This is a genomic window from Deltaproteobacteria bacterium, from assembly GCA_016178705.1.
In the GTDB taxonomy this organism is placed as follows: Bacteria; Desulfobacterota; Binatia; order HRBIN30; family JACQVA1; genus JACOST01.
This window is the reverse complement of sequence record JACOST010000024.1, coordinates 1-24,401: the sequence shown is the minus strand read 5'-3', so window position 1 is coordinate 24,401 and position 24,401 is coordinate 1. Positions and strand designations below refer to the sequence as shown.

Sequence of the window (24,401 nt, the reverse complement as noted above, 5' to 3'; positions counted from 1 at the left end):
TCGCCGCGCTATGGAAGGGAAACGAATCGAAATATGGAATGGCTCGATGCGAGGTGAACTGGGTAAGCTGTTCGATACCGCCGTCTGCGCCTACGGCCGCGTACTGTTCGGCTTGGAAGGGATGAACGGCGTCTGCCGCCTCCTTGCCCGCGCGCCCAAGCGCTCGGTGATTCCGCTGCTGCGCGCGTTCGGTGCGCTGATCGGCGACGACACGGATGTCGAGATGTTTCTCGTCGTCCACAACGCCGACCCGGACTTCCGCAATCTCACCGTCGGCGCGCACAGTCACATTGGCAAGCAGACGTTTCTCGATTTGCGCGCTCCCATCGTGATCGAAGATCGCGTGACGATTTCGATGCGAGCGATACTGCTAACCCACACCGACGCCGGGCACAGTCCCGTGAGCGATCGCTACCCGCGCACCACCGCGCGGCTGCGCATCGGTGCTGGCGCATACATCGGCGCGGGCGCGACAGTGCTGCCGGGTGTGACGATCGGTGCCGCGGCCATCGTCGGCGCGGGCGCGGTGGTCGTGCGTGATGTCGCACCCGGAACCGTCGTCGCTGGCGTCCCGGCGGCGAAGATTGATGCGCACCCGTCCGATGAACGACCTCGAAGCTGATCGGCAGCCAATGCCAGTGAGTAGCGCCGCGCTCCTCACCTTCGCCTCGCAGATCGCGCAGCTCGCAGCGGGAACGGTCACTGCGGTGCTGATCGCACGGCTGCTGGGACCGGCGGGCAAGGGCATCGTATCACTGGTCACGTTGACCGGTGGACTCGCCATCACGTTCGGCGGTTTGGGCGTGCCGATGTACCACGGCTGCGTTGCCGGCAAAGGCGAGTTCTCGCGCGCCGCGCTGCGCCGCAACGCGCTAGTGTGCGCTGTCCTCGGTTCGCTGATGATGGCGCTGTTCGGCGCGCTGGTGTGGCTGAGCGGTACTTTGGACGTATCGGCGGTACCGATGGTGTGGGTGATTGCGACGGTGCCGGCGGGTCTGCTGATGAAAAATCTCGCCGGGATTTTTCAAGGCGAAGGGCGTTTCGGTGAGTACAATTCGGTGGGGCTGGTCCTGTGGCTGGTGATTCCAGTGGCGACCGCGGTGTTGGTGTTCAGCGTCGGCGGTGTTCATGCTGCGCTGGCTGCGTGGTGGCTGGGGCACGTGGTGGCATCTACGCTCGCGTGGCGGTGGACGCGCGGTGATCGGTCGAGCGGGCCTAACGCGGCGTTGCTTCGCGCCTCGCTGGAATTTGGTCTGGCGGTGTGGTGCGTGCAACTGATTGGTGAAGCCAACTGGCGCTTCGACAACTACGTCGCGGCGTTCTTCGGCGGCGTGGAAGGAGTTGGCTACTATTCAGTCGCGGTCAGCATCACGAACTTGCTCTTCCATCTGCCGTCGGCGATCGGCACCGGTGTATTGCCGCGAATGGCGACGGCGACCGGCGCCGACGCAGCCCGCCTCGCCGGCGTCGGGTGTCGCATCAGCTTGTGGAGCAGCGCCGCGTTCGCGCTGGTGCTCGCGCTGGTGGCGCGGCCGCTGATTCGATTGCTCTTCGGTGCCGCCTTCGAACCCGCGGTCGTCCCGTTGCTGTGGCTGCTGCCCGGCGTCGTTCTCTACGCGCTGGCGCATGTGACGACGAGCTACTTCTATGGTCAAGCCGGAAGGCCCATGCTAAACGGCCTCGTGGCTCTGATCTCGTTGGTGGTTGGGTTGGTGGCGAGTGTGCTGCTCGCGCCGCGCTATGGATTGGCGGGCATCGCCGCGGCGGTTTCGATCGGGCGCGGCGTGGCGATTGCAGTCAATTTACTGATCTTCACGCGCTTGTCCGGTTGCCGATTGATCGATGCGTTGCTGCCGCGCCGCAGTGATCTGGCGATCGTGCTGACGCCATTGCGGCAACTCTGGCCGCAGGCGAGGCCGGCATGATTCCCGTCTTCCGCCCGTCGTTCGACCACGAAGAGATCGAGGCCTTGCGCGAACCATTCGCGACCGGCTGGGTCGGCACCGGGCCGAAGACCAAGCAGTTCGAAGAACAGTTCGCGGCGTTCACTCATGTCGCGCACGCGGTGGCGGTCAACTCATGCACCTCGGCGTTGTATCTCACGCTGCGCGCCGCCGGTGTCGAAGGTGGCGAGGTGATCACCCCGGCGATGACCTTCGTTGCCACCAATCACGCGATCTTGGCGGCCAAAGCGACGCCGGCGTTTGTCGACATCGAGGCGACCACGCTCAACGTCGATCCGCACGATGTCGCCCAGCGCATCACGCCGCGCACGCGCGCGGTGATCGCGATGCACTACGGCGGGCACTCCTGCCGGCTCGACGAGTTGTTGGAGATCACCCGCGCCCGCGGCATCCCGCTCATCGAAGATTGCGCTCACGCCACCGGCGGGCGCTACCGCGAGCGGCCACTCGGCTCGCTCGGCGCGTTCGGCTGCTTCAGCTTCCAAGCGATCAAGAACGTCGCCACCGGCGACGGCGGGATGATCACCCTGAGCGACGCGGCCGTGGCCGAACGTCTGCGGCGCATGACCTGGCTCGGCATCAGCCGCGACACCTGGGCGCGATCGAGCAGTGGGGGTTACAACTGGGAGTACGACGTCACTGAAGTCGAGTTGAAGTATCAGATGAACGATATCGCGGCGGCAATCGGCTTGGTTCAGCTCCGCAAACTCGACCGCACCAACGGCCGCCGGCGGGCGCTCGCCGCACGCTATAGCGCTGCGCTGCGGGACCTCGATGGAGTGGAAGTGCCGCGTGAGGAATCATACGCGCAGAGTTCGTGGCACAACTATGTGATCAAGGTGGCGCGGGCGCCGTGGCGGGATCGGCTGGTCGATTTTCTGCGGGCGCGTGAGATCGCCGCCGGCGTGCACTACATGCCGAGCCATCTCTACCGTCTCTACGAACCCTACCGCGTGGCGTTGCCGGTTACCGAGGAAGTGTGGTTGCGAGTGGTGACCTTGCCGTTGTTCCCCGATCTATCCGACGCCGACCAGGATCGCGTGATCGCGGCGGTGCGCGACTTCCGTCGTCAGGTGTGAAAATGGCCTCCTCCGCGATGCATCGAGCGGAGCCGCGCGGTGTTGCCGCACCGGCCGATGCCGAGTGGGACGAATTCTGGCGCGGCCACAGTGTCGACAGCGAAATTGCGATGGCCGACTTCTACGGCCTGCGCCATGTGTTGCTGAAGTTCCTGCCGCGCCACGGCACCATTGTCGAAGCCGGCTGCGGGCTCGGTCGCTACGTCTTCTATCTGCGTGGTCTTGGCCTGCGCGCGATTGGCTGCGAGCGGTTGCTGCCCGCACTGGAAGCGGCAAAGCGCTGGGCGCGGCGTGCGCGGGCGGTGGGTTCCGGCGCGTTCAACGCGGCCGACGTGCGCGCGTTGCCGTATCGCGACGATTCGCTGGCCGGCTACATCTCGCTCGGCGTGGTCGAGCACTTTCCGGAAGGTCCCGACGGCGCGATCCGCGAGGCGTACCGTGTGTTGCAACCTGGTGGGATTGCAATCGTCGAAGTGCCGAGCGCGTGCGCGTTTGATGGCTACGTTCATCACGCGAAGCGCGCGGTCGCGTCATTGATCGGGCGCGCGCGCCGGCCCGATGAGACGATGCACGAAGAGCCGCTCGCGCCGGCTGCCCTCGGCGACGTGCTGCGGCGCGCGGGATTCACGCTGCTCTTCTGCGGCGCTGTCGATCTGATCTATCCAGGGTGGGCGCTCGGTGTCGGCCCGCGCTGGTACGCTGCGTTGCACCACGCAGAACAGACGGGGCTGCGTCGGTGGGGTGGACTAGCGATCGCCGTGGGAATCAAAACCACGCCGCATCAGATGGCGTGCTTCGTTTGCGGTACGCCGTCGGCACCGTGTGCGGATGTTGCCGTCGGATTGTGCGAAGGCTGCCGCGCGGCGCTGCCCGGCGATGTCATCGCGGCCTACAACCCGGCGCGCATCGGAAGTGTCTACTGGCAGCATTTGCAGCGTGAGTATCCGACGCTCGCCTCGGCTTGCTCGATTTGTGGCGGCGTGTACGTGCCGGATCCGCACTTCGATGATTGGGGCTTTGCCGCGCTGGTGTGCGGCGCGTGCGTGCAGAAACCGGTAGTGAATCTCACGCTGGCACAGCGCGCGCTCAAGCGCGTGTGGCGACCGCGCGGAATCGGTGCGACATGACGATCCTCGAACCAGTGATGCCGCGGCGGCGGCTGCTGACACACGCCGCACTGGCGATTGGTGCGGCGGTGATCGTCGGCGGAATCGTCGGCCGCTTCAGCACCTGGTCGGCGATCTTGTTACTCCTGTTTCTCGTCGTGCTCGCCGCGATCTGTCTCAGCCCGGAATTCGCGCTCGGCTTCGCGATTCTTGCCCAGACGAATTTTCTCGGCCTCATCGACCCTGAGCTGTTCAGTATCCCCGGGCTCTTCAAAGTCAGTGACCTGGCGTTCGTGTTGCTGGCGATCCCATTTCTCGAAGATCTCGCCACCGGCCGCTTCCGCATCGCGCGTTTGCGGTCGCCGTTCGTGTGGCCAGTGGCGCTGATCATCGCGCTCGCGCTGTTCAACATCGTCGTGCCGAATCTCCGCGATGGTGTGCCGCTCGGTCTCGGCTTTCGCGCCGGCCGTCGCTACCTCTTCTATGGAACGTTCTTCGTCGCCTTCTACGTGTTGACCGACCCGCGGCGGCTGCAACTGGTGATGCGCGGCTGTCAGGCCGCCGGCGCCGCGGCGGCGCTGGTTGTCATCGGCGTGTTCTTCACCGGCTCCGAGTGGTTGTCGGGCGGCATGGTGACGGGACTGTTTCCCACCGCGGAGGAATTCACGCGGCCGTACTCGCCGGCGTTTCCGCTCATCATCCTGGCGTTCTTCGACGCGCTGGCGCGCACGCTCGCGGCTGGTGGGCGCGCACGCGGATGGACCACCGCCGTACTCGGTGTGACCGCGGTCGGGATTCTCGTCGATCTGTCGCGCAACGGCTGGCTCGCGGTGATCGTCGGTTCGGCGTGGCTGTGGTGGGCGATGCGTCGCGGCCGGCAGTTCCCGCGCTGGCGCGCGGCCCAACTCGCCTTCGGCGCTGGCGTGGCGCTGGCGGTGCTGAGCGTGTTCGAAGCCCAGGTCGCCAGCCGCGACCTCGGCGATGCGTTGAAGGTGTTTGGCGATCGCTTCACCTCCACGTTCGCCGATCTCAGCGAGGTCGGCGGCACTTTCGGTCAACGCGTCGACATCTTGACCTCGCGTGTGGGTCTGATGACCGACGATCCGCTCACATTCATCTGGGGACTCGGCTTCGTCACGACCCAGGCGCATGCAATCGATCTGGCCATGGCCGCCGAAGCACCCGCCGGCGAGTTCACACTGCTCGGCGGCGAGAACGGGGTCGCGACAGTGCTCGCCGAACTCGGCGGAGTGGGGATGATCGCGGTGGCGTGGTTCACTTGGTTGGTAGTGCGTCGCGGCTGGTGGCTGGCGACGCGCGCGCGCGATCACAATGGCCGCACGCTCGGTCCGGCGCTGGCCGGCTGCCACGTGTGCTTCACCGTGCAATTTCTCAGTCTCAGTTCGCTGTCGTTCGCATACGCGCCGTATGTGATGGTGACAACGCTCCTGATGGCGATGATCGAGCGGCAGTACAGGTTCTCGCGCGCCGCGAGTAGCGGCGCATGACAATGGCCGACCTGGCGCCGACGCTGTCCGTATGCATCGTCACCTTCAATTCGGGGGATACCATCGCCGAGTGTCTCGAGTCGGTCGGACGCCAGCGCGGGATTGCGGTCGAAGCGATCGTCGTCGACAACGCCTCGCGCGATGACAGCGCGTTGCGGGCCGAAGCGTTTCCGTTCTGTCGCGTGATTCGCAATCCGAGCAATGTGTTCTTCGCGCCGGCGAACAATCAAGCCCTGCGCGCCGCGCGCGGCGAGTTCGTACTGGTGCTGAATCCCGATACCGTCCTCGAACCCGACACTGCGCCGACGATGGTTGCCGAGCTACGTGCGCGACCCGACGTGGGCGCGGCGATCTGCACCATCGTCGGCGATGCCGCCGATGGCACAACCGAGGTGCCGCACTGGTGGAGTCGGCGCGGGTTCTTTCATCTGCTCGGTTCGCTGCAGCCGTGGCTATGGTGGGGCGAACGCCGCGTGCCCGCGGCGACGAAGAGTCCGACTCAGACGATAGACGTCGACGTGATCTCGGACGCATGCATGTTCGCGCGCCGGTCCACGATCGAGAGCATCGGTTGGTACGACGAGCGCTACCGTCTCTACTTCACCGAGGACGATATCTGTCATCGCCTGTGGGCGGCCGGCTGGCGTGTCCAATACTGTCCGGTGACGCGTGTGTGCCATCACGGCTCGACCAGCACGCGCAAGGCACCGCGGCTGTGGCTGCGCTGGCTCACTGTTCAGGATCTGCTCACCTATGCACGCCGATACCACGGCCTCGGCGCATTCTGCGTGCTGGCAGTCGCGAGCATGCTCGACCTCGCGTTGGTGGCCGCGGTCCGTGGAGCGAAGTGGCTGGGCGGGGCGCTGCAACGTGCAGTCAACGTCTCCGATGCCGCCGCCTGACTCGGCGCGGGTGCGCGTCCTCTTTCTCGCCTGGCAAGGGGCGCGGGCGGGCATGGAACGCCACCTCGCGACTCTCGTGCGCGCGCTGCCGGAGCGCTTCACCAAGACCGTCGCGTTCCTTTCGCGCGGCGGGCCGATCGCGGACGAGCTTGCGGCGGAAGGCATCCCGATTCACGTTCTCGGTATGCGGCGCAGCTACGATCCTCTCGGTGCGCTTCGCTTGCTGCGCGTGGTTCGCGCGGGCGACTTCGCGCTCGTCCACGATCATTCGACGATGGCGGCGGCACCGATTCTCGCGCTCGGGCTGGCGCGCGTGCCGCTCGTGGTCACCGAGCATCTCTCGCTGGCGCAACGGCGACTCGACCAGCGCGCCAGCTATCGGCTATTGTCGCGCTTCGTGGACTGCTTCATCGCCAACTCCAACGCCACCCGCAGCGAACTGCTCACCCTCGGCATTCCAGACGCGAAGCTACGGCTAATCCATCACGGCCTGTTATCGACTCCGCATTCCGCATTCCGCATTCCGCATTCCGCATTGCGCTCAACCGTCGGCTTCGTCGGTCGGCTCGAACCGGAGAAAGGTTGCCGCGACTTCGTGCGCATGGCGTCCCAGGTTGCCGCCGCCGTGCCCGACGCGCGCTTCGTCATTGTCGGCGATGGATCGCAAGGCGATCGTGTCGCGGCGGACGTGGTCGCGGCGGGCTTGAGCGCCCGTGTGCAGATGCTCGGTGCCGTCGCGGATATCGACCGAGTCTATCCAACGCTCGATGTGTTGGTCTCGACCTCGCAACGTGAGACGTTTGGGCTGGCGATTCTCGAAGCGATGGCAGCGGGGGTTGCGGTCGCGGCCTTTCGCGTCGGTGGCGTGACCGAACTGATCGCGGCCGGCGCGGGCGAGTCGGTCGCGGCGGGCGATGTGACCGGATTGGCGAACGTCGTGATCGAGCTATTGCGCGATCCGGGCCGGCGGCAGGCGCTCGCTGCGCGCGCGCGCGAGCGCGTTGCACAGCGGTTCACCGCCACGCGCATGGCCGACGAAGTTGCGCAGGTGTACGACGCGGTGGTGGCGGGGCGGCGCGTATGAAACTGCTGGTCATCGGTGGCTCGCGCACGCTCGACGAGAGCGGCTTCGATCCGTGGTTGCAGTCGCAGATCGCGTCGTTGAGAGAAGCGGGGCTGACCGTCGACTCGTTCGTGATTCACCGAGCCGAGCGCGGCAAGTACGCGCGCGCGATTCCGCGCCTGCGTGCGTACCTCGCGCAGCATGAATACGATGTCGTCCACGCGCACTACGGCTATGCCGGTATCGTCGCCGCGGCGCAGTCGCGCTGCCCGTCGGTGGTGACCTTTCATGGCGACGACTTGCTCGGCACGCCCGACGCCCACGGCCACGCGACCGCGTGGAGCCGGTTGTGGGTGCAGATCCACCGCCGCATGGCGCGCTCCGTCGATGCGGTGATCGCGGTGTCGCGCGAGATGGCCGACGTGCTGGATCGCGCCGACGTTCACGTCATCCCGTGCGGAGTCGACACCAGCCTGTTCGTGCCGCGCGATCGCGACGCGGCGCGCGCGCGCCTCGGTTGGGATCCGGCGAAGCGTTACGTCTTCTTCGCCGCCAATCCTACGTTCCCGCGAAAGTGTTTTCCCGTCGCGCGGGCCGCCGTCGATCAATTGAATCGTTCGTGTCACGATCCGATCGAGTTGGTCTGTACCCACTCGCAACCGGAAGCGGTCGTGCCGTACGACGAGGTACCGTGGTACATGGCGGCCGCCGATGCGTTGGTGGTGACGGCGTATTGGGAGGGCGGGCCGGTGGTGGTGAAGGAAGCGCTGGCGTGCAATCTGCCGATCGTGTCGGTTGATGTCGGCGACGTACGCGAGATGATCGGCGACACCGCCGACTGTTCCATCGTCGCCCGCGATGCGGCGGCGGTGGCGGTGGGGTTGCAGGCTGTGCTCGATCCGCCGCGCCGGAGCAACGGCCGCGCGCGCGCGGAGCTAGTGGCGCTGCCGCGCATCGCGGAGCGACTGGTCGCCGTGTACGAATCGGTGGCGGGGCAGCCGAAATCGGCGGCGGCTCAGCGCCATCCGGCCATCAGCGATCAGCCATCAGCCATCAGCGCCGAGGAGCACCGCTGATGTGCGGAATCGCCGGCGTGTTCGCCTACGGCGAAGCGCCACCGCCGGACCTGTCTCTCGTTCGGCGGATGACCGACACGCTCGTGCATCGCGGACCTGACGATGAAGGTTACCGGGTGCTCGCGCCGGTGGCGCTCGGTCATCGCCGCTTGAGCATCATCGATCCGGCCGGCGGGCATCAGCCGATGACCAACGAGAGCGAGCGCGTCTGGCTCGTCTGCAACGGAGAGATTTACAACTTCCGCGAGTTGCGCGCGGAACTCGAGTCGCACGGCCACCGTTTTCGCAGCCGCAGCGACAACGAGGTGATTGTCCACGGCTACGAAGAGTGGGGCGATGAGTGCGTCACGCGCTTCAACGGCATGTTTGCGTTCGCGCTGTGGGATGAGGTGCGAGAGCGGCTGCTGCTGGCGCGCGATCACTTCGGCATTAAGCCGTTGTATTTCGCCGACACCGGTGGCGAGGTGGTGTTCGGTTCAGAGATCAAGGCGCTGCTGGCATCGCGGCGGATCACGGCGGCGGTCGATGCCGACGCGCTCGAGTTGTTCCTGCACTACCGCTTCGTGCCGTCGCCGCAAACATTGCTGCGCGGCGTCCGGCGTGTGCCACCGGGGCACCGCGTTGTCTGCGACCGTCGCGGGGTGCGCTGCGAGCGCTTCTGGTCGCCGGTGCCGCAGGCGAAGAACGGTGCGAGCGAGAGCGACTATGTCGACGCGTTGCGCGAGCGCATCACTACCGCGGTGAATCGGCAACTGGTCAGCGACGTCCCCGTCGGCGCGCTGCTCAGCGGCGGAGTTGACTCATCAGCGATCACCGCGTTGATGGCGCGCGCCGGTGCCCGCGTGCAAACCTTCTGCGTCGGCTTTGCTGGTGATGAACCGCTCAGCGAATTGGGCGCGGCGCGCGAGGTCGCCGAGTGGCTTGGCACCGAGCATCACGAGGTGACGCTGTCGGCGCGAGAGTTTGGCGATCTGCTGCCGGTCTGCGTCCGCCACCTCGAAGAGCCGACAACGACCACGTCGATCGTGCCGCTGTTCGCGTTGGCCCGCTTGGCCGGCAGTGTGGTGAAGGTGGTGCTGACCGGGCAGGGCGCCGACGAACCGTTCGGTGGCTATCATCGCTACCTCGGCGAGCGTTACGGTGCTTGGTACCGCCGCCTGCCGGCGCTTGTGCGTGACGGCGTGGTGGCGCCGCTGGTGGAGCGCTTGCCGGGGCAGCAACGGCTGAAGCGCGCGGTGCGTTCGCTCGGCAACGCGGAAGACGCGACGCGGTTTCTGGCCCTCTACGCGCTGCTGCCGGAGCCGATGATGGCGAAGCTGCACGGCGACCGTCCGCGACTGGCGCGCGAGCAACTGATAGCGCCGATCGCGCGCTGGCGCGACGGTGTGCAGCACCTCGATCCGTTGTCGCAGTTGATGTACATCGACGCGCGCTTGTCGCTGGCCGACGATCTGCTGCTCTATGGCGACAAGATGGCGATGGCCTGGTCGCTCGAAGCGCGCGTGCCGTTTCTCGATCTCGATCTGATGGCATTGGCCGAGAGCGTACCGGCGGAACTGAAGCTCAAGGGCATGGAGCGCAAGTACATCCACAAGCGTGCGGTGTCGGCGTGGCTGCCGGAGCGCATCGTGCAGCGGCGCAAGATGGGCTTTGGCGTGCCGACAGCACGTTGGTTTCGGCACGAGTTGCGCGACGTCGTGCGCGACACGTTGCTGGCGCCGAACGCCGTCTGGCGTGCGCACTTCGCGGCTGAAGGTGTCGATGCCATTCTGGCCGCGCACGACTCGGGCGCGGAGAACTACGAGCGGCAGGTGTTTGGGCTGCTGACGTTTGAGTTATGGCATCGCGAGTTTGTGAAGGGATGAGCACGCGCACTGGCGACCGCATGATCACGGTCGAAAACATTGATCCGCTCAGTGACCCGCGGTGGCGCGACGTCGAGACCCTGCCGGGAGCCACGCTCTATCACTCGACCGCGTGGGCGCGCGTGTTAGCGCAGACCTACGGCTTCCCGTCGCGATACTATCTCGCGGTCGAAGGGGCACGGGTCGTCGGTGGGCTGCCTGGTTTCGAAGTTGGCAGCGCGTGGCGCGGGAGGCGCTTCGTTGCGTTGCCGTTTTCTGATCTTGCTGCGCCGGTGGGGGCGCCGGAGGCGATGCCGGCCATCTTGGCGATGGTTGTGGGCGATGCCAAACGACAGGCCTGGCGCACAGTGGAGGTTCGCGGCGCGACGGTTCAGCCGGCCGACTTCACCACGGTCACGCACAACGATCTCTATCTGTTGCCTCTCGATCAGTCGCTGTGCGATCTCGTGCGCGGTTTCTCCGATTCGGTGCGCTGGGGACGCAAGCGGGCGTTGCGCGATGGTGTGACGGCGGCGCGCGCCAGTAGCGAGGCGGCGCTGGCGGAGTTCTATCGCTTGCACCAACTGACGCGTCGCAAGCTCGGCGTGCCGGTGCAGCCGTGGCGCTTCTTCGAACTGTTGTGGCGGGAATTCTTCGCGCGCGACGCGGGATTTGTCGTGCAGGCAACGGCTGCGGGGCGCGTGATCGCCAGCGCAGTGTTTCTGCGCCATGGAAGCCGACTCTACTACAAGTTCAGCGCCAGCGATCCGGGCGCATTGGCGTCACAGCCGAACAGTTTGGTGTTGTGGAATGCGATCGAGTGGGCCCACGCGGCGGGTCTGACGGAGATCGATTTGGGAAAGACGGTGCGCGAGAACGCCGGTTTGGTGCGCTTCAAGCGCAGTTGGGGTGCGCAGGCGGTGGCGCTGCCGCATAGTTACTTTCCGCGTGTCGTCGGGGTCGGTGCGGAATCGGAAGACTCGCCGCGTCTGCGTGCGGTGCGGGCCGTGTGGCGCCACCTGCCGCTGCCAGTGACGCGACTGGTCGGCGGCTTGGTATACCGCGCGTTGGCGTGACGTTACAGGACATGATTGCCAAGATTGTGGCAATGATTGCGGCAATGCTCGCGGTGCAGGTGGCATCCGCTGCATCGGCGAACGTGACCGCAATCGATCGCACCCATGCCGGCCACGATCTCGGGGCGGCGGTGAATCAGGCGCTGACGGCGATGCCGGGCGTGTTAGCTCCCGACGCGACGATGGACGTGATGGGTGGCGCGCTGATCGCGCAACTTCCGGCGAATGCGACGGTGCGCGCGGTGCCGAAGAACGTGACGGCACTGCAGCCTGGTGAGTACAGCGTGATCATCGCCGGTGTCGCAGTTGATGGGACGGAGGTTGCTGCTGGGGCGCCGCTGGGGGTGACGGTTGGGGTCGATCAAGTAGTAGAGATCACGCTGCCGCCGGCGACGCCAACGGTGAGCAGCTACACGGTCTACGCCGGCCGCGCTGGCGCAGAGACGCTGCAAGCGCAAGAACTCGCGCCGGGCGCGATCGTCCGGCTGATTGATCCGACGGAGTTCTTCAATCGCCGCACCAGCGAGGTGCCCTACTATCCTAACGGACCGGGCCCGCCGGTGATCGTCCGCGTTCTCGTGGCGGCTTACTCCGGCGAGCGGCTAGTGATGCTAGGCGCGGAACAAGAACTCCACGTTGCCGCGATGCAGAGCCTGCGCGTCGCGCCGCCGGACCTGTCCGGGCTGACGTTCGCTGTGTTTGCGAGCACGGGTCCGAACCGCGAACGCTTGCAGGTGCATGGGCTGCCGCCGGGGAGCGCGTACACGCTCGGCGCGTTGCATGACGACGGCGAGCTGCTGCCGTCACCCGCCCAGCGCATTGAGATTGCGCCGGGCGACTACGAGCAGGCGACGATGATCGTCATCGATCGACCCGAGGTCACGCTGGCCTGCGCGACTCCGACGACGATTCGGGTGACGCACGGCTTTAGTCAGGCGGCGGTGCTGGTGAACCCTGCGATTCTTGGCGGGAGTGGCGACAACGTAGGCATCCATCGCTTGCACGATGTGACGATCGAAGGGTGTACCTGGGACATGAGCGGACAGATCGAAACCGCAGCCACGCCGCCGCCCGATGACGTGAGGAATTTTTCCATCATGGCCTGGAGCACCGACGAGCTGACGTTGCGCGGTCTGACGATCCGCAACAATTTGCGCGGCGGGCTCAGTGCGCTGAGTTGCTCCGATGTGCGGATCGAGGACTCTCGCATCGAGCGCACCCGCGGCCGCGCGCAGAGCGATGATCACGGCCGATTGCTCCCGGGTCGCGGCGTCGGTAACGCCATCAACGTGGCGCGCAACGCGCCGTTTTCCGATCCAGTCGGTGACGCGCAACAGACTCGCACGATCATCGCCAACAATCTGATCGTCGGCGACGGCTACGGCGAGATGTACGGCATCGTCGTGGCCGCCGGCGGCGCCAGTGAGAACACGATCACCGGCAACACCATCAGCCATCTGCGTGGTGCCTGCATCGCGCTCGAAGGGCAGAACGCGCACGACAGCGGTCGCACAACGATCAGCGGCAACACCTGCAGCGACACCGGTGGGATCATCAGTGACAACGCGAGCGGCGGACTGGCGGACACCGAGATGCGCGCGGTGACAATCACCGGTAACACCGTCAGTGCAAGTCGCGCCGCGGGCATCGCCGTGAGTTCGAGCAATACCACAGTCAGCGGCAACGTCGTCGATGGTTGCCAGTTCGATGGGACCGCGAGCGGCTGCATCCTGATCACGCCGCCGCGCCCGTCCGGCGCCGCAACGCGGGCGGGCACGCGCAACCTGCTCGTTGCCGACAACGTCATCGCCCTCGGCGCCGCGACCCACGCGCAGCCGCCCGTCGGTGTATACGTCAATGGGGCCGCACCGATCACGTCGCTGACGCTGGCGCACAATCGCATCGATTGCGAGCGCACGCCGAATAGTCTCGGCGTTCATCTGTCGGGCGACGTGACCGACACGGTGCTGCACGGCAACGTGATCGGCGATTGCGGCGGCGACGGCGTGTTGGTGACCGACTTCAGTATGGTCGGCGTGCCGGTGCCGCAGCGGCTCACCGCCAGCGACAACGTGTTCCGCAACTTGAATCTCTCTGACCGCTGGATGGACGGGCGTCACCCCGTGGGGGCCGCGTTTCGCTTCATGATCGACGGCATCGGCACGACCAGCGCCGGCCATCGCCTGCGCTCCAATCAAGTGACCGACGAGAGCGCGCCGCCGCACCTGCGCTACGGCGTCATCTTCGACGCCGAGCGTCCCGGTGCCATCACTGACGTGCACCTCGATGGCAACGAGTGGAACGCCCGCACGGATGACGTGTACAACACCGGCGCGACGGATGTGGTGGTGAAATAGTTTGCCAGTGCGGATTGCGGATTGCGGAATGCGGAATGTTGCGGAATTGCGGAATGCGGATTGGGGATTGCGGAATGGGAACTTCGGACGACCACGAGCCACGAGCACGGACCACGATGAGCGTCTTCGTTAAACGACTCTGCAAGTGGATGGCGCGCTGGTTGCCTGGCTTCCGGCTGCGCATCGCATTGCTGCGCGCGTGCGGTCATCGCATCGGCCGTGACGTCTACATCGGCGAGGAATTGTTGGTCATCGAAGAACTCTCCGACTTCTCGGAGAAGCTCGTCATCGGCGATCGCGTGGCCATCGCACCACGCGTCACGCTGGTCACCTCGTCCGACGCCAACTTCTCGCGCCTGATGGAGCGCCTCAAGCCGATTCGCGGCCGCATCGAGATCAAAGACGACGCGTGGATCGGCACCGGCGTGATCATCCTGCCCAACGTGACGATCGGTCGCGCCGCGATTGTGGGCGCAGGTGCGGTGGTGACGAAGGACGTCCCGGATGAAGCGGTGGTGGCCGGCGTGCCGGCGAAACCGTTGGTGTAGCCCTGCGAGTCTGGATCGACATCGAGAACGCGCCACAGGCGTGGTTCTTTCGGCCGCTGCTGCCAGCCTTGCGGGCGCGTGGCGCCGAAACGCTGATCACGGTTCGTGACTATGGCGAGGCGGTGGCGCTGCTGGAGGCGGCGAGTGAACGGTTCACGGTCGTGGGCGGCGTTGCCGGCGGCTCGCGGTTGGCGCGCACGGCGGCGGTGGCGACGCGGGCACTGGCCCTTGCGCGCTTCGCGCGCGGCCGCGGGGTCGACGTCGCGGTCAGCCATGGCGTCCGCCCGCATCTGGCGGCGGCGGCGCTGCTGCGCATTCCGTGTCTCACCGGCTACGACTACGAACACGCGTCGAAGTTGCTGGTGCATCGGCTCGCCTGCGAAGTGTTGGTGCCGCGCGTGTTGTTGGAACAGTACCTCCGTCCAGTCGGCGCGGATCTCACCAAGGTCACGCCGTACGATGGCTTCAAGGAGGAGCTGTACCTCACCGACTTCAGTCCTGACAACGCGATCTACGCGGCGCTGACCCTCGATCCGACGCGTCCGATCGTGACGATCCGTCCGCCGTCGTTTCATGCGCACTACGCCAGCGATGAAGGCAATGCGTTGTTCTTCGATGTGTTGGTGACACTGCGCCGCAATCCGGAGACGCAACTCGTGATCACCGCCCGCGATGCGACGCAGCGCGCCCAGATCGCGTCGGTGTGTGGCGGAGATCCGAGCGTGCGCACTCCCGAGCGGCCAGTGGACGGGCTCAATCTGATCTGGCACTCCGATCTGGTGATTTCCGGTGGCGGCACAATGGCGCGCGAAGCCGCGTTGCTCGGCGTCCCGGCGATCAGCATCTTTCGAGGAACGCCAGGTGTGCTCGATGCGCATCTCGAATCGCTCGGGCGGCTGCGGCGTATTCGCGCCGCGAGCGAATTGAACTCGACGCCGATCGTCGCGGCGCGAGCGCAACGTACACTGCCACCACGACGGAGCGACTTGGTCGAGGTCGTTGTCGCGCGGATTCTGAGCCATGCCTGAAGACGCGAACACGCTCGCGGGCTTTTGGAAGGTGCGCGACGGGGGGCCGTTCGGATCGGAGGTCGACGATGCGTTCGAGGGTTACTTGCTCGAACGTCACGTGCCGCCGATGCCGTCGCTGCGTCATGCGTACTATCGGCTGCGGCCGATCATTCCCGTGGCGCTGCGGCGCGCGCTGCAGCGTTGGCAAGCGCGGCGTTGCGATGTGACGCGTTTCCCGCGCTGGCCGGTCGAGCTGAGTCTGATCCGATTTCATCAGCGCGCGTTGAGTTCGGTGATGGCCGATCGCGCGGAACTGCGGTACATCGGATTGTGGCCGGGCGATCGTCAGTTCGCCTTCGTCCTCACCCACGACGTGGATAGTGCCGACGGCTTTGCGCGCATCGGCGAGATCGCGCGCATCGAGCGCGACCTCGGCTTTCGCTCGGCGTGGTTCGTGGTGCCGGAACTGTATCCGGTCGATTGGGAGAAGTTGGCGCGCTTGGTGGAAGACGGATTCGAGGTCGGCGTTCACGGACTCAGGCACGATGGCCGGCTGTTCGCGTCGCGCGCAATCTTCGACGCCCGTCTGCCGCGCATCAACGAATACGTTCGCCGCTGTGGCGCTGTCGGCTTCCGCAGTCCGGCGACGCTGCGGCGCGCCGATTGGCTGCAGGAGATTGCGGTCGACTACGACGCCTCATACTTCGACACCGACCCGTTCGAACCGCAGCCGGGCGGCACGTGCAGTTGGTGGCCGTTCTTCCTCGGCCGGCTGGTCGAGTTGCCGTACACGTTGCCGCAGGATTTTACGCTGTTCGAGAAGTTGCGGCTCGATGCGGCGGCGCTGTGGATCGAGAAGCTGGAGCTGATCGAGCGCTATCGCGGCATGGCGCTGATGCTGACGCATCCCGACTATCTGAATCGGCCTGAGCGACGTGACGCCTACGCGCGCACCTTGCAATGGGTCGCCAAACAAGCAAAGTGCTGGCACGCGTTGCCGCGCGAGGTCGCCCAATGGTGGCGCGCCCGCGCCGCGGCGCATTGGCAGACGGATGGGACGATCGACACGACGATTGAATGGGGTACATGGCGCAACGAGTTGCGACCCGGCGTAATCCGACTGGACCGCGGCGAGTTGGGCTGGTAGCCGCGCGCTCCGCGGCGCCGTATGTGCATCCGCGCGCGCTGGTGGAGTCGAGCACGATCGGCGCGGGCACACGAGTGTGGGCTTTCGCCCACGTCCAGGCCGGCGTGCGGATCGGCGCCGATTGCAACATTGGCGAACAGTGCTTTGTCGAAACGGGGGTGACGATCGGTGACGGCGTCGTGATCAAGAATGGCGTGTCGATCTGGGCCGGGGTCACGATCGAATCCGCAGCCTTCATCGGTCCCAACGTGGCGTTTACCAATGACACGCGACCGCGCAGCCGCGTGTACCACCATGAGCCGAGCCGCACGGTGGTGCGCGAGGGCGCCAGCATCGGCGCGAATGCCACGTTGCTGAGCGGACTCGAAGTCGGGCGCTACGCGCTGGTGGGTGCCGGCGCCGTGGTCACCAAGTCGGTGCCGGCCTTCACGTTGGTGATCGGCAACCCTGCACGCAGCCGTGGCTCGGTCTGTCGTTGCGCCGCACCGTTGCGGTTTGTGCGCCAGCGCGCCCTGTGTGAGTGTGGCCGGCAGTATCGGAAGATTCGCGGTGGGATTGAAGAGGCCCGGCGATGACGCACGTCCCCATCACCGACTTGCACGCGCAGTACGAAGAATTGCGCACTGAGATCGACGCCGCGATCGCCGGCGTACTGCGCTCTTCGCGATTCATCGGCGGCGAGGAGGTTGCGGGCTTCGAGGAAGAATTCGCGGACTACTGCGGAGCGCGCTTCGCGGTCGGCGTCGGCAACGGCACTGATGCGTTACGCTTGGCGCTGCAAGCCTGCCGCATCGGCCGCGGCGATGCGGTGCTCACGGTACCGTTCACGTTCGTCGCGAGCGTCGAGGCGATCATCCAAGTCGGTGCGCAGCCGGTATTCGTCGACATCGCCGACGCCGACTTCACGCTCGATGTCGTTGCCGCCGAGCGCTTCGTACGCGAGCAGACCGAAGCGCGCGGGGGCCGGCGCGTGGTCAAGGGCAGCGGTGCGACGTTGCGCGCCATCATGCCGGTCCATTTGTATGGCTTGCCGGCGAACATCCAGGGGCTGATGCGCTTGGCCGGGCAGCACGGGCTGCGGATCATCGAAGACGCCGCGCAAGCGGTCGGCGCGCGCTGCATAGTGGCGGGCGCGTCGCGTCGTGTCGGTCGGCTCGGCGACGTTGCCGGCTTCAGTTTGTTCCCGTCAAAGAATCTCGGTGCGATGGGCGACGCCGGCATAGTGACGACCAACGATGCCGCCGTCGCCGAACAAATCCGCTTGCTCGCCGATCACGGGCAGACGGAGAAGTACACCCACGTGCTGCCCGACGGCGGCAACTCGCGGCTCGACGCGCTGCAAGCGGCAGTGTTGCGCGTCAAGTTGCGCCGACTCGATGAGTGGAACGTGGCGCGTCGGCGTTGGGCGCAGCGCTATGACGAGCGGCTGGCCGGCTTGCGCGTCCAGTTGCCTCGCCACGCCGAGGGTCGCGAGTCGGTCTATCATCAATACGTCGTGCGCGTGCCGGATCGCGAACACTTCCGCGATGCGCTCGCGTCACGTGGGATTGCGACAGGCGTGCACTATCCGGTCCCGGTGCACCGTCAGCCCGGGTTCGCATACCTGGAGTTACTCGAGGGCACGTTCCCGGTGGCCGAGCGCTGCGCGCGCGAAGTCGTGTCGCTGCCGCTGTGGGCGCACATGACCGAAGCGCACAGTGATGCGGTGATCGCCGCCGTGCGGGATGCCTGCGGAGGTTGAGCGACTCGGTGTCCGCGGTTGTGATCGTGGGAGTGGGGGACGCAGCGCACGCGGTCATGCGCGCGGCACGCGCGGCAAATTTCGAGGTAGTGGGCGACGTGCTTGCACCCGATTCGATCGCGATGGACCCGCCGCCTGGTGTCGATCGTGTGCTGGTGGCTGCCACTGGAATCTCGCGCGACCGGCTGGCGCAACTGGCGCGACGTTGCGCCGAGCGCGGCGTGTCGGTGTGGTTGGAAGCCTCCGCGCTGCCGACGATCAGTGATTTGCTGCGCAACGAATCCATTGGCGGACTCGCCGGTGTGGTGTTCTCGGGCGCGCGCGTCCCGGGCTCACTTACTCGTGGTCTCGACATCGTCGTGGCGGCCATGGGGCTGCTGCTGCTCTCGCCGGCGCTGCTGTTGATCGCGCTGCTAGTCAGAATGTCGTCGTCCGGCTCCGCGCTGCACCGGGCGGAGGTGGTCGGGCAAGACGGGCGGCGGTTCACGTGGTACAAGTTCCGCACGATGCGACTGGAGGGTGAAGACGAAGCGCAGCGGCGTCAACGCTTCGCGGAGTTTGTTGATGGAGACAACGTGGCGGGCAAGATTGTCGATGAGTCGCGCGTGACCGCGATCGGGCGTGTCTTGCGGCGACACAGTCTCGATGAGTTGCCGGAGTTGTTCTCGGTGCTGGTCGGCGACATGACGCTGATCGGGCCGCGTCCGTGCCTGGTGTACGAGTACGAATTGCTCAAGCGGTGGCAGCGCGCCCGCTTGGCGGTGCGGCCGGGCCTGACCGGCTTGTGGCAGGTGCGCGGCCGCGGGCACGTGCTGGCCGACGAGATGGCCTTCATGGATATCTGTTACGCGCTCGGACGGACGTGGCGCACCGATCTGCGCGTGCTGTGGGAAACAGTGCGCGTGGTGGTCGGCGGCCGTGGGGGCACGTGATGCGCGAGCTCGGCATCGGCGTGATCGGTTGCGGCTACTGGGGGCCGAACGTGCTGCGCAGTTTCAACACGGTGCAGGGGTGTCGCGTACTCCGTGCTGCCGATCGCCGCGCCGGGCGGCGGCGTTTCGTGGCGGAGCAGTTTCCCGACGTCACGTTGTCGGAGGATCATCAGCCGATCCTGAGCGATCCCGCCATCGACGCGGTCTGTGTCGTAACCCCCGTGTCGACGCATCATGAGCTGGCGCTGGCGGCGTTGCGCGCCGGCAAGCACGTGTTCATCGAGAAGCCGTTGGCGATGACCGCGGCCGAGGCCGAGGAGATTGTCGCGCTCGCGGCGCAGAGGGGACTCGTCGTCGGCGTCGGCCACCTGTTCGAATATCACCCGGCGGTGACCGCACTGCGCACCGCTCTCGCCGACGGCCTGATCGGGGATCTCGCGTACATGGACGCGGTGCGCATCAACTTGGGCCCGCCCACGAGCGAGGTGAACGTTCTGTGGGATCTCGCGCCGCACGACCTCTCGATGCAGATCCTCTTGGCGGGTGAGGCGCCGCAAACGGTGACTGCGTTTGCCGGTAGCTTCACGCGCGATGGCTTGCTCGATGCGGCGTTCGTTCACCTCGGTTTCGCCAGTGGCCGCATGGGCCACGTGCATGTGAGCTGGCTGTCGCCGCACAAGACCCGCCGGCTGTTCGTGATGGGGACGCGGGGCTCGATGCTGTACGACGACACGGTGCCGGAGAAGGTACGCATCTTCGATCAGGGTTTCGACAGCCGCGCGGGGGCCACAGACGACGACGCGCACGCGTTGTTCTACCGGCCGGCGAAGGTCGAAGTGCCGCTGCTCAGCAACGACGAGCCGCTGCGTCTGGAGTGCGAAGAGTTCGCCCGCGCCATTCGCACCGGCAGCGCGCCGCTTGCCGACGGCGCCAGCGGCGTGCGCGTGGTGCGCGTGCTGGCTGCCGCCGAACAGTCGCTCGCGCGGGGTTCGGTCAGCGTGAGCTTGAGCGAAGTGGGGTCGGTGTGATGCGCGCGCTCGTGACAGGCGGCGCGGGCTTCATCGGCTCGCACATCAGCGATCGCCTGCTGGCTGAGGGCTACGCCGTGCGCGTCCTCGACAACCTGCAACCGCGCGTCCATCCGTTGGGAAAGCCGCGTCATGTGTCGCGCGAGGTGGAGTTCGTTGAAGGTGACGTGCGCGATAAGCCGACCCTGCGTGCCGCGCTGCGCGGCGTCGACGTGGTCTTTCACGAGGCGGCGTATCAAGACTACATGCCGGACTTCAGCACGTTCTTTTCGACCAACGCGGTGAGCACGGCGCTGATCCTCGAGATCCTCGTCGAAGAACGCTGGCCGCTTCGTAAACTCATCGTCGCCTCGTCGCAGGCCGTCTATGGCGAAGGGCAGTATCGCTGCGCGCGCCACGGGGACTTCCAACCGCTCGGCCGCGAAGCCGAGCGATTGGCCGCGGGGCAGTGGGATGTCGTCTGTGCGCAGTGCGGACTGCCTGCGGAAGCGTTGTGGCTCGACGAGCGAGACCACAACCCGTGCAATGCGTACGCGGTGTCGAAGCTGGCCGAAGAGTTGACCGCGCTGCGGTTGGGGCAGTTGCACGACATCCCGGCGGTGGCGCTACGCTACTCGATCACGCAGGGGCCGCGACAGTCATTGTTCAACGGCTATTCGGGGATCTGTCGCATTTTTTCGGCGCGCGCATTCAACGGCCAGCCGCCGGTGATCTTCGAGGACGGCGCGCAGCGGCGCGATTATGTCCACATTGCCGATGTCGTCGACGCCAATTGGCTGGTGCTCAACGACGCGCGCGCGGACTATCAGGCGTTCAACGTCGGCAGCGGCCGCGCGACAACCGTGCGCGAGTATGCCGCCGCGTTGCTCCGGGCGATCGGCGCGGACATCGAGCCGGTGCTGCCGGGTGAGTATCGCTTGGGCGACAATCGTCACAGCGTGTCGAGCATCACGCGACTGGAAGCGTTGGGCTGGCGCCCGCGATGCACGCTGGACGACATTTTCCGCGACTTCTTGGGATGGATTCGCGAGCACGGCGAGGTGGGCGCGTACTTCGCGGAAGCTGATCGCCAGATGCGCGCACAGGGCGTGGTGCGCCGGGTGGCGTCATGAACGGTCGCACGCGTGAGTGGCGGCAGACGCTGTTCGTCGGTGCACTGGTTGCGGGTGACGTGCTCAGCATCTTCATCTGCTTCGCCACCGCCTACTGGCTGCGCTACCGCGCCCCTGGCATTGGCGACATCGGCGCCGGTCCCGGGTTGCTCGCCTATGCTCAGGCGGTGTTGCTGGTGAGTGGCACGTGGGTCGCCATCTTCGCGTACTTCGGGCTCTACGAACTGCGCCGCGGCTGGCGCGTCAGCGATCTGCTGTTCACCGGTTTCGCCGCGGTCACCCTCGGCATGGTGTTCTTCCTGGCGCTGTCGTACTTGCTCAAGTGGTTCTTCTACTCGCGCTTGCTGCTGCTCTACCTGTGGCTGGTGAACATCATCGCCATGGTGGTGGTGCGCGTCGGGATGAAGCGCGCGTTGATGTGGGCGTATCGGCGGGGCATCGGCGTGCGTCGGATGGTGGTGGTGGGCGACACCGAAGCAGCGGCGAGTCTGGTGAAGACCGCCACGCTGCATCCGGAGTTGGGTTATCGCGTGGTCGGGGCGCTGCAACAGGAGTCGAGCGGCGATGGCGCGCGCGCGAGCGCGGATCATTGGGGGTTGCGTGACACGCTGGCCGTGCTCGCACGCGAGCAGGTGCGCGATATCGTGCTTACCGTGCCGGTCGGGCAGAACGAAGAGCTGCGCGAGTTCATCACCGCCTGTCAGACGGCCGGCATCGAGGTGCGCTTGGTGCCCGATCTGTACGAGCTGTACTCCAGCAGCATGCACCTCGATGGCATCGAAGGCATTCCGCTGCTGGCGTTTCGCCGCGCCTCGATGCGGGGATGGGAACGGGCGGCCAAGCGCGCGTTGGATGTGAGTGTGGCGGCGCTGCTGCTGGTGGCGACGTGTTCGCTGTGGTCGGCGGTCGCGCTGATGTTGCGTCGACGGACGGGTCAAGCGGCGCTGGAGCGTCACGCGCGGGTGGGGCGGATGGGACGGCCGTTTACGTTGCTGCGCTTCGCCGTGCCGGCGAGCGCGCCGACCTGGTTGGCGCGCTACAGCGTGAGCGAGCTACCGCAACTGTTGAATGTTTTACGTGGCGAGATGAGTCTCGTCGGCCCGCGGCCGGAAGAGCCCGAGCGCGCCGAGCGCTACAGCGCGTGGCATCGGCGGCGTTTGCTGGTGCCGCCCGGCATCACCGGCCTGGCGCAGGTCAACGGCTTGCGTGGCTTCGACTCGACCGACGAGAAGACGCGCTTCGATCTGCAATACATCGAGCGGCAATCGCTGCTGTTCGATCTCAAGCTACTGCTGCAGACCGTCTGGACGCTGGCGCAGCGCGGTCGCCAGCGCGTTGATCCACCGCCGGAGTCCACCACGCATACGTCGACCGCACCGACGACGGCGTTGCCGGGCGATCCGCGCCGACTGCCATGCTGATCGTGCGAACTCCCGTGCGCGTGAGCTTCGCCGGTGGAGGTACCGACCTGCCCGCGTACTATTCGCAACACGAAGGGATGGTGATCAGCACCACCATCAACAAATATTTCTACACGATCTTGACCGAGCGCGACGATGACAACGTGCAGGTGATTTCGGCCGACTTGCAAACGCTGACTAACGTGGCGCGACTCGACGAGTTACCGGCGGGACAGAGCGAGTTGGACATTCCGCTGCAAGTGCTGCGCGAGTTGCGGCCGCCGCGCGGGTTGAATTTGTTTTTGGCGTCGGAGGTGCCCCCCGGGACGGGCTTGGGCTCGTCGGCGTCGGTGTGCGTCAACGTCATCAAAGCGCTGAGCACGCTGCTGGGGCAGTCGCTGAGTCGCACCGAGTTGGCCGAGCGTGCCTTTCACATCGCCAGCGAGCGCTTGGGCAAGCCGGTGGGCAAGCAAGATGAGTACGCCGCCGCCTTCGGTGGACTCAACCGCTTCCGCTTCACGCGTGCCGGCGTGCGCATCGAGCCGGTGCCGGTTGATCGCGAGACCCTGCGCGCGTTCGAGGCGCGCTTGCTGCTGTTTTTCACCGGCAGCGCGCGCAACTCCGAGGCGATCTTGCGCGAGATGGACGAGGCCATGCGCACGGTGGGAAGCAACGGGATGGGGACGCCGGACGGCCTGCGCCAGGTGGCCGACGAGTTTCACGACTGCCTCGTGCGTGGCGAGTTGGAACACTGCGGGCGCTTGCTGCACGAAGACTGGGAGATCAAGAAGCGGTGGTCGCCGCGGGTCAGCTCGCCGCGGATCGATGAACTCTACGCGCTGGCGCGCGCCAACGGTGCCACCGGGGGGAAAATCACCGGCGCGGGCGGCGGCGGGTTTCTGCTCCTCGATTGTCCCGAGGTGTGGCAGACCGGCCTGCGCACCGCCTTGGCGGCGGCCGGGGCGCGGGAGATGTCTTTCGCGTTTGACGACCAGGGGGCGAAAGTGGTCTACAACGACCCGTTCTTCGATGCGAGCGGACGGGGTGGAAGCTTGTGGCGTTTTGTGAGATTGTGCGCTACCGACACGCTGGGGGAGCCGTAGCGTGGGCAGAGGATGGTGGTGAGGGTCAATGGGTTGGATGAAGGGCTGCACGCTTCGATCGAATATCTCCGAATCTGTGGTCACGCTCGTTGCGAATCGCGCCTCCAGCGCGGCGATGAGTCTCGGTCGTTTTTGAAAGGAGGAGGGCAATGCGTATGGTGAAGTGGACTGCGGTTCTCTCAAGCCTGTGCGGGTTCGCGATGGCGCTTGGTATGGCCACGATCGCGCGCGCGGATGTCGTGACCGAGCAAGGGGCGTCCATCTTGATCTTCCCGAAGGTGCTCAACACGACTGGCAACGGTCACCCGGCTACCGACACGATCATTCAGATCACCAACCGGTCACAGCAGATGGTGCACGTCCACTGCTTTTACGTCGATGCGCAGCTCCCCTCGTTTTGCGACC

Annotated in this window: 22 protein-coding genes; all 22 read left to right on the top strand. The window is 66.2% G+C overall.

The genetic code is table 11. From position 1 onward, the window contains the following. Positions 1-46 precede the first annotated feature (46 nt). Positions 47-622, top strand: coding sequence for an acyltransferase (locus HYR72_15875; protein ID MBI1816457.1), 576 nt, complete (start codon positions 47-49; stop codon positions 620-622). Next, positions 588-1,925: an oligosaccharide flippase family protein gene (locus HYR72_15870; protein MBI1816456.1), complete on the top strand. Its 1,338-nt coding sequence runs from the start codon at positions 588-590 to the stop codon at positions 1,923-1,925. The genes HYR72_15875 and HYR72_15870 overlap by 35 nt, the downstream gene beginning before the upstream one ends. After that, positions 1,922-3,043 (top strand): DegT/DnrJ/EryC1/StrS aminotransferase family protein, encoded by a 1,122-nt coding sequence (locus HYR72_15865; protein MBI1816455.1) that lies wholly within the window; start codon positions 1,922-1,924, stop codon positions 3,041-3,043. The genes HYR72_15870 and HYR72_15865 overlap by 4 nt, the downstream gene beginning before the upstream one ends. 17 nt (positions 3,044-3,060) lie before the next feature. Further along, the gene (locus HYR72_15860; GenBank protein MBI1816454.1) at positions 3,061-4,170 is read left to right on the top strand and encodes a class I SAM-dependent methyltransferase; all 1,110 of its coding nucleotides are present in this window, start codon (positions 3,061-3,063) and stop codon (positions 4,168-4,170) included. Further along, positions 4,167-5,657 (top strand): hypothetical protein, encoded by a 1,491-nt coding sequence (locus HYR72_15855; protein ID MBI1816453.1) that lies wholly within the window; start codon positions 4,167-4,169, stop codon positions 5,655-5,657. The genes HYR72_15860 and HYR72_15855 overlap by 4 nt, the downstream gene beginning before the upstream one ends. Further along, complete coding sequence (locus tag HYR72_15850) at positions 5,654-6,559, top strand: glycosyltransferase family 2 protein (protein MBI1816452.1); 906 nt, start codon at positions 5,654-5,656, stop codon at positions 6,557-6,559. Before HYR72_15855 ends, HYR72_15850 begins: the two co-directional genes overlap by 4 nt. Before the next feature lie 52 nt (positions 6,560-6,611). Then, the gene (locus HYR72_15845) at positions 6,612-7,643 is read left to right on the top strand and encodes a glycosyltransferase (GenBank protein ID MBI1816451.1); all 1,032 of its coding nucleotides are present in this window, start codon (positions 6,612-6,614) and stop codon (positions 7,641-7,643) included. Then, the gene (locus HYR72_15840; protein ID MBI1816450.1) at positions 7,640-8,698 is read left to right on the top strand and encodes a glycosyltransferase family 4 protein; all 1,059 of its coding nucleotides are present in this window, start codon (positions 7,640-7,642) and stop codon (positions 8,696-8,698) included. The genes HYR72_15845 and HYR72_15840 overlap by 4 nt, the downstream gene beginning before the upstream one ends. Further along, entirely contained in the window at positions 8,698-10,563 is a 1,866-nt protein-coding gene (gene asnB, locus HYR72_15835) for an asparagine synthase (glutamine-hydrolyzing) (protein MBI1816449.1), read from the top strand. The genes HYR72_15840 and asnB overlap by 1 nt, the downstream gene beginning before the upstream one ends. Then, complete coding sequence (locus HYR72_15830; GenBank protein MBI1816448.1) at positions 10,560-11,618, top strand: GNAT family N-acetyltransferase; 1,059 nt, start codon at positions 10,560-10,562, stop codon at positions 11,616-11,618. Before asnB ends, HYR72_15830 begins: the two co-directional genes overlap by 4 nt. Before the next feature lie 11 nt (positions 11,619-11,629). Then, on the top strand, positions 11,630-13,975 hold the full coding sequence (locus tag HYR72_15825; protein ID MBI1816447.1) for a right-handed parallel beta-helix repeat-containing protein: 2,346 nt from the start codon (positions 11,630-11,632) through the stop codon (positions 13,973-13,975). A gap of 116 nt (positions 13,976-14,091) precedes the next feature. Next, positions 14,092-14,523 carry an acyltransferase gene (locus HYR72_15820; protein ID MBI1816446.1) on the top strand — a complete coding sequence of 144 codons (432 nt, stop codon included), beginning with the start codon at positions 14,092-14,094 and terminating at the stop codon, positions 14,521-14,523. 2 nt (positions 14,524-14,525) lie between these two features. After that, positions 14,526-15,551, top strand: coding sequence for a DUF354 domain-containing protein (locus HYR72_15815; protein MBI1816445.1), 1,026 nt, complete (start codon positions 14,526-14,528; stop codon positions 15,549-15,551). Further along, positions 15,544-16,680, top strand: coding sequence for a hypothetical protein (locus tag HYR72_15810; protein MBI1816444.1), 1,137 nt, complete (start codon positions 15,544-15,546; stop codon positions 16,678-16,680). The genes HYR72_15815 and HYR72_15810 overlap by 8 nt, the downstream gene beginning before the upstream one ends. Beyond that, positions 16,620-17,255, top strand: a complete 636-nt coding sequence (locus tag HYR72_15805) for an N-acetyltransferase (GenBank protein ID MBI1816443.1) — start codon at positions 16,620-16,622, stop codon at positions 17,253-17,255. The genes HYR72_15810 and HYR72_15805 overlap by 61 nt, the downstream gene beginning before the upstream one ends. Further along, complete coding sequence (locus tag HYR72_15800) at positions 17,252-18,421, top strand: DegT/DnrJ/EryC1/StrS family aminotransferase (GenBank protein ID MBI1816442.1); 1,170 nt, start codon at positions 17,252-17,254, stop codon at positions 18,419-18,421. The genes HYR72_15805 and HYR72_15800 overlap by 4 nt, the downstream gene beginning before the upstream one ends. Positions 18,422-18,429: 8 nt before the next feature. Further along, positions 18,430-19,353, top strand: coding sequence for a sugar transferase (locus HYR72_15795; protein MBI1816441.1), 924 nt, complete (start codon positions 18,430-18,432; stop codon positions 19,351-19,353). Continuing rightward, complete coding sequence (locus HYR72_15790; GenBank protein ID MBI1816440.1) at positions 19,353-20,381, top strand: Gfo/Idh/MocA family oxidoreductase; 1,029 nt, start codon at positions 19,353-19,355, stop codon at positions 20,379-20,381. Before HYR72_15795 ends, HYR72_15790 begins: the two co-directional genes overlap by 1 nt. Beyond that, positions 20,381-21,493, top strand: coding sequence for an NAD-dependent epimerase/dehydratase family protein (locus HYR72_15785; protein MBI1816439.1), 1,113 nt, complete (start codon positions 20,381-20,383; stop codon positions 21,491-21,493). The genes HYR72_15790 and HYR72_15785 overlap by 1 nt, the downstream gene beginning before the upstream one ends. Beyond that, complete coding sequence (locus HYR72_15780; GenBank protein ID MBI1816438.1) at positions 21,490-22,914, top strand: sugar transferase; 1,425 nt, start codon at positions 21,490-21,492, stop codon at positions 22,912-22,914. The genes HYR72_15785 and HYR72_15780 overlap by 4 nt, the downstream gene beginning before the upstream one ends. Next, positions 22,908-23,996, top strand: coding sequence for a GHMP kinase (locus tag HYR72_15775; protein MBI1816437.1), 1,089 nt, complete (start codon positions 22,908-22,910; stop codon positions 23,994-23,996). Before HYR72_15780 ends, HYR72_15775 begins: the two co-directional genes overlap by 7 nt. A 149-nt stretch (positions 23,997-24,145) precedes the next feature. After that, a partial coding sequence (locus tag HYR72_15770; GenBank protein MBI1816436.1) for a hypothetical protein occupies positions 24,146-24,401 on the top strand: 256 nt, incomplete at its 3' end.

What these genes read in the sequence shown, in the direction of transcription:
- HYR72_15875 (MBI1816457.1), top strand. Translation starts at nt 47, where the DNA reads ATGCGAGGTGAACTGGGTAAGCTGTTCGATACCGCCGTCTGCGCCTAC.
- HYR72_15870 (MBI1816456.1), top strand. Translation starts at nt 588, where the DNA reads ATGCGCACCCGTCCGATGAACGACCTCGAAGCTGATCGGCAGCCAATG.
- HYR72_15865 (MBI1816455.1), top strand. Translation starts at nt 1,922, where the DNA reads ATGATTCCCGTCTTCCGCCCGTCGTTCGACCACGAAGAGATCGAGGCC.
- HYR72_15860 (MBI1816454.1), top strand. Translation starts at nt 3,061, where the DNA reads ATGCATCGAGCGGAGCCGCGCGGTGTTGCCGCACCGGCCGATGCCGAG.
- HYR72_15855 (MBI1816453.1), top strand. Translation starts at nt 4,167, where the DNA reads ATGACGATCCTCGAACCAGTGATGCCGCGGCGGCGGCTGCTGACACAC.
- HYR72_15850 (MBI1816452.1), top strand. Translation starts at nt 5,654, where the DNA reads ATGACAATGGCCGACCTGGCGCCGACGCTGTCCGTATGCATCGTCACC.
- HYR72_15845 (MBI1816451.1), top strand. Translation starts at nt 6,612, where the DNA reads ATGGAACGCCACCTCGCGACTCTCGTGCGCGCGCTGCCGGAGCGCTTC.
- HYR72_15840 (MBI1816450.1), top strand. Translation starts at nt 7,640, where the DNA reads ATGAAACTGCTGGTCATCGGTGGCTCGCGCACGCTCGACGAGAGCGGC.
- asnB (MBI1816449.1), top strand. Translation starts at nt 8,698, where the DNA reads ATGTGCGGAATCGCCGGCGTGTTCGCCTACGGCGAAGCGCCACCGCCG.
- HYR72_15830 (MBI1816448.1), top strand. Translation starts at nt 10,560, where the DNA reads ATGAGCACGCGCACTGGCGACCGCATGATCACGGTCGAAAACATTGAT.
- HYR72_15825 (MBI1816447.1), top strand. Translation starts at nt 11,630, where the DNA reads ATGATTGCCAAGATTGTGGCAATGATTGCGGCAATGCTCGCGGTGCAG.
- HYR72_15820 (MBI1816446.1), top strand. Translation starts at nt 14,092, where the DNA reads ATGAGCGTCTTCGTTAAACGACTCTGCAAGTGGATGGCGCGCTGGTTG.
- HYR72_15810 (MBI1816444.1), top strand. Translation starts at nt 15,544, where the DNA reads ATGCCTGAAGACGCGAACACGCTCGCGGGCTTTTGGAAGGTGCGCGAC.
- HYR72_15805 (MBI1816443.1), top strand. Translation starts at nt 16,620, where the DNA reads ATGGCGCAACGAGTTGCGACCCGGCGTAATCCGACTGGACCGCGGCGA.
- HYR72_15800 (MBI1816442.1), top strand. Translation starts at nt 17,252, where the DNA reads ATGACGCACGTCCCCATCACCGACTTGCACGCGCAGTACGAAGAATTG.
- HYR72_15790 (MBI1816440.1), top strand. Translation starts at nt 19,353, where the DNA reads ATGCGCGAGCTCGGCATCGGCGTGATCGGTTGCGGCTACTGGGGGCCG.
- HYR72_15785 (MBI1816439.1), top strand. Translation starts at nt 20,381, where the DNA reads ATGCGCGCGCTCGTGACAGGCGGCGCGGGCTTCATCGGCTCGCACATC.
- HYR72_15780 (MBI1816438.1), top strand. Translation starts at nt 21,490, where the DNA reads ATGAACGGTCGCACGCGTGAGTGGCGGCAGACGCTGTTCGTCGGTGCA.
- HYR72_15775 (MBI1816437.1), top strand. Translation starts at nt 22,908, where the DNA reads ATGCTGATCGTGCGAACTCCCGTGCGCGTGAGCTTCGCCGGTGGAGGT.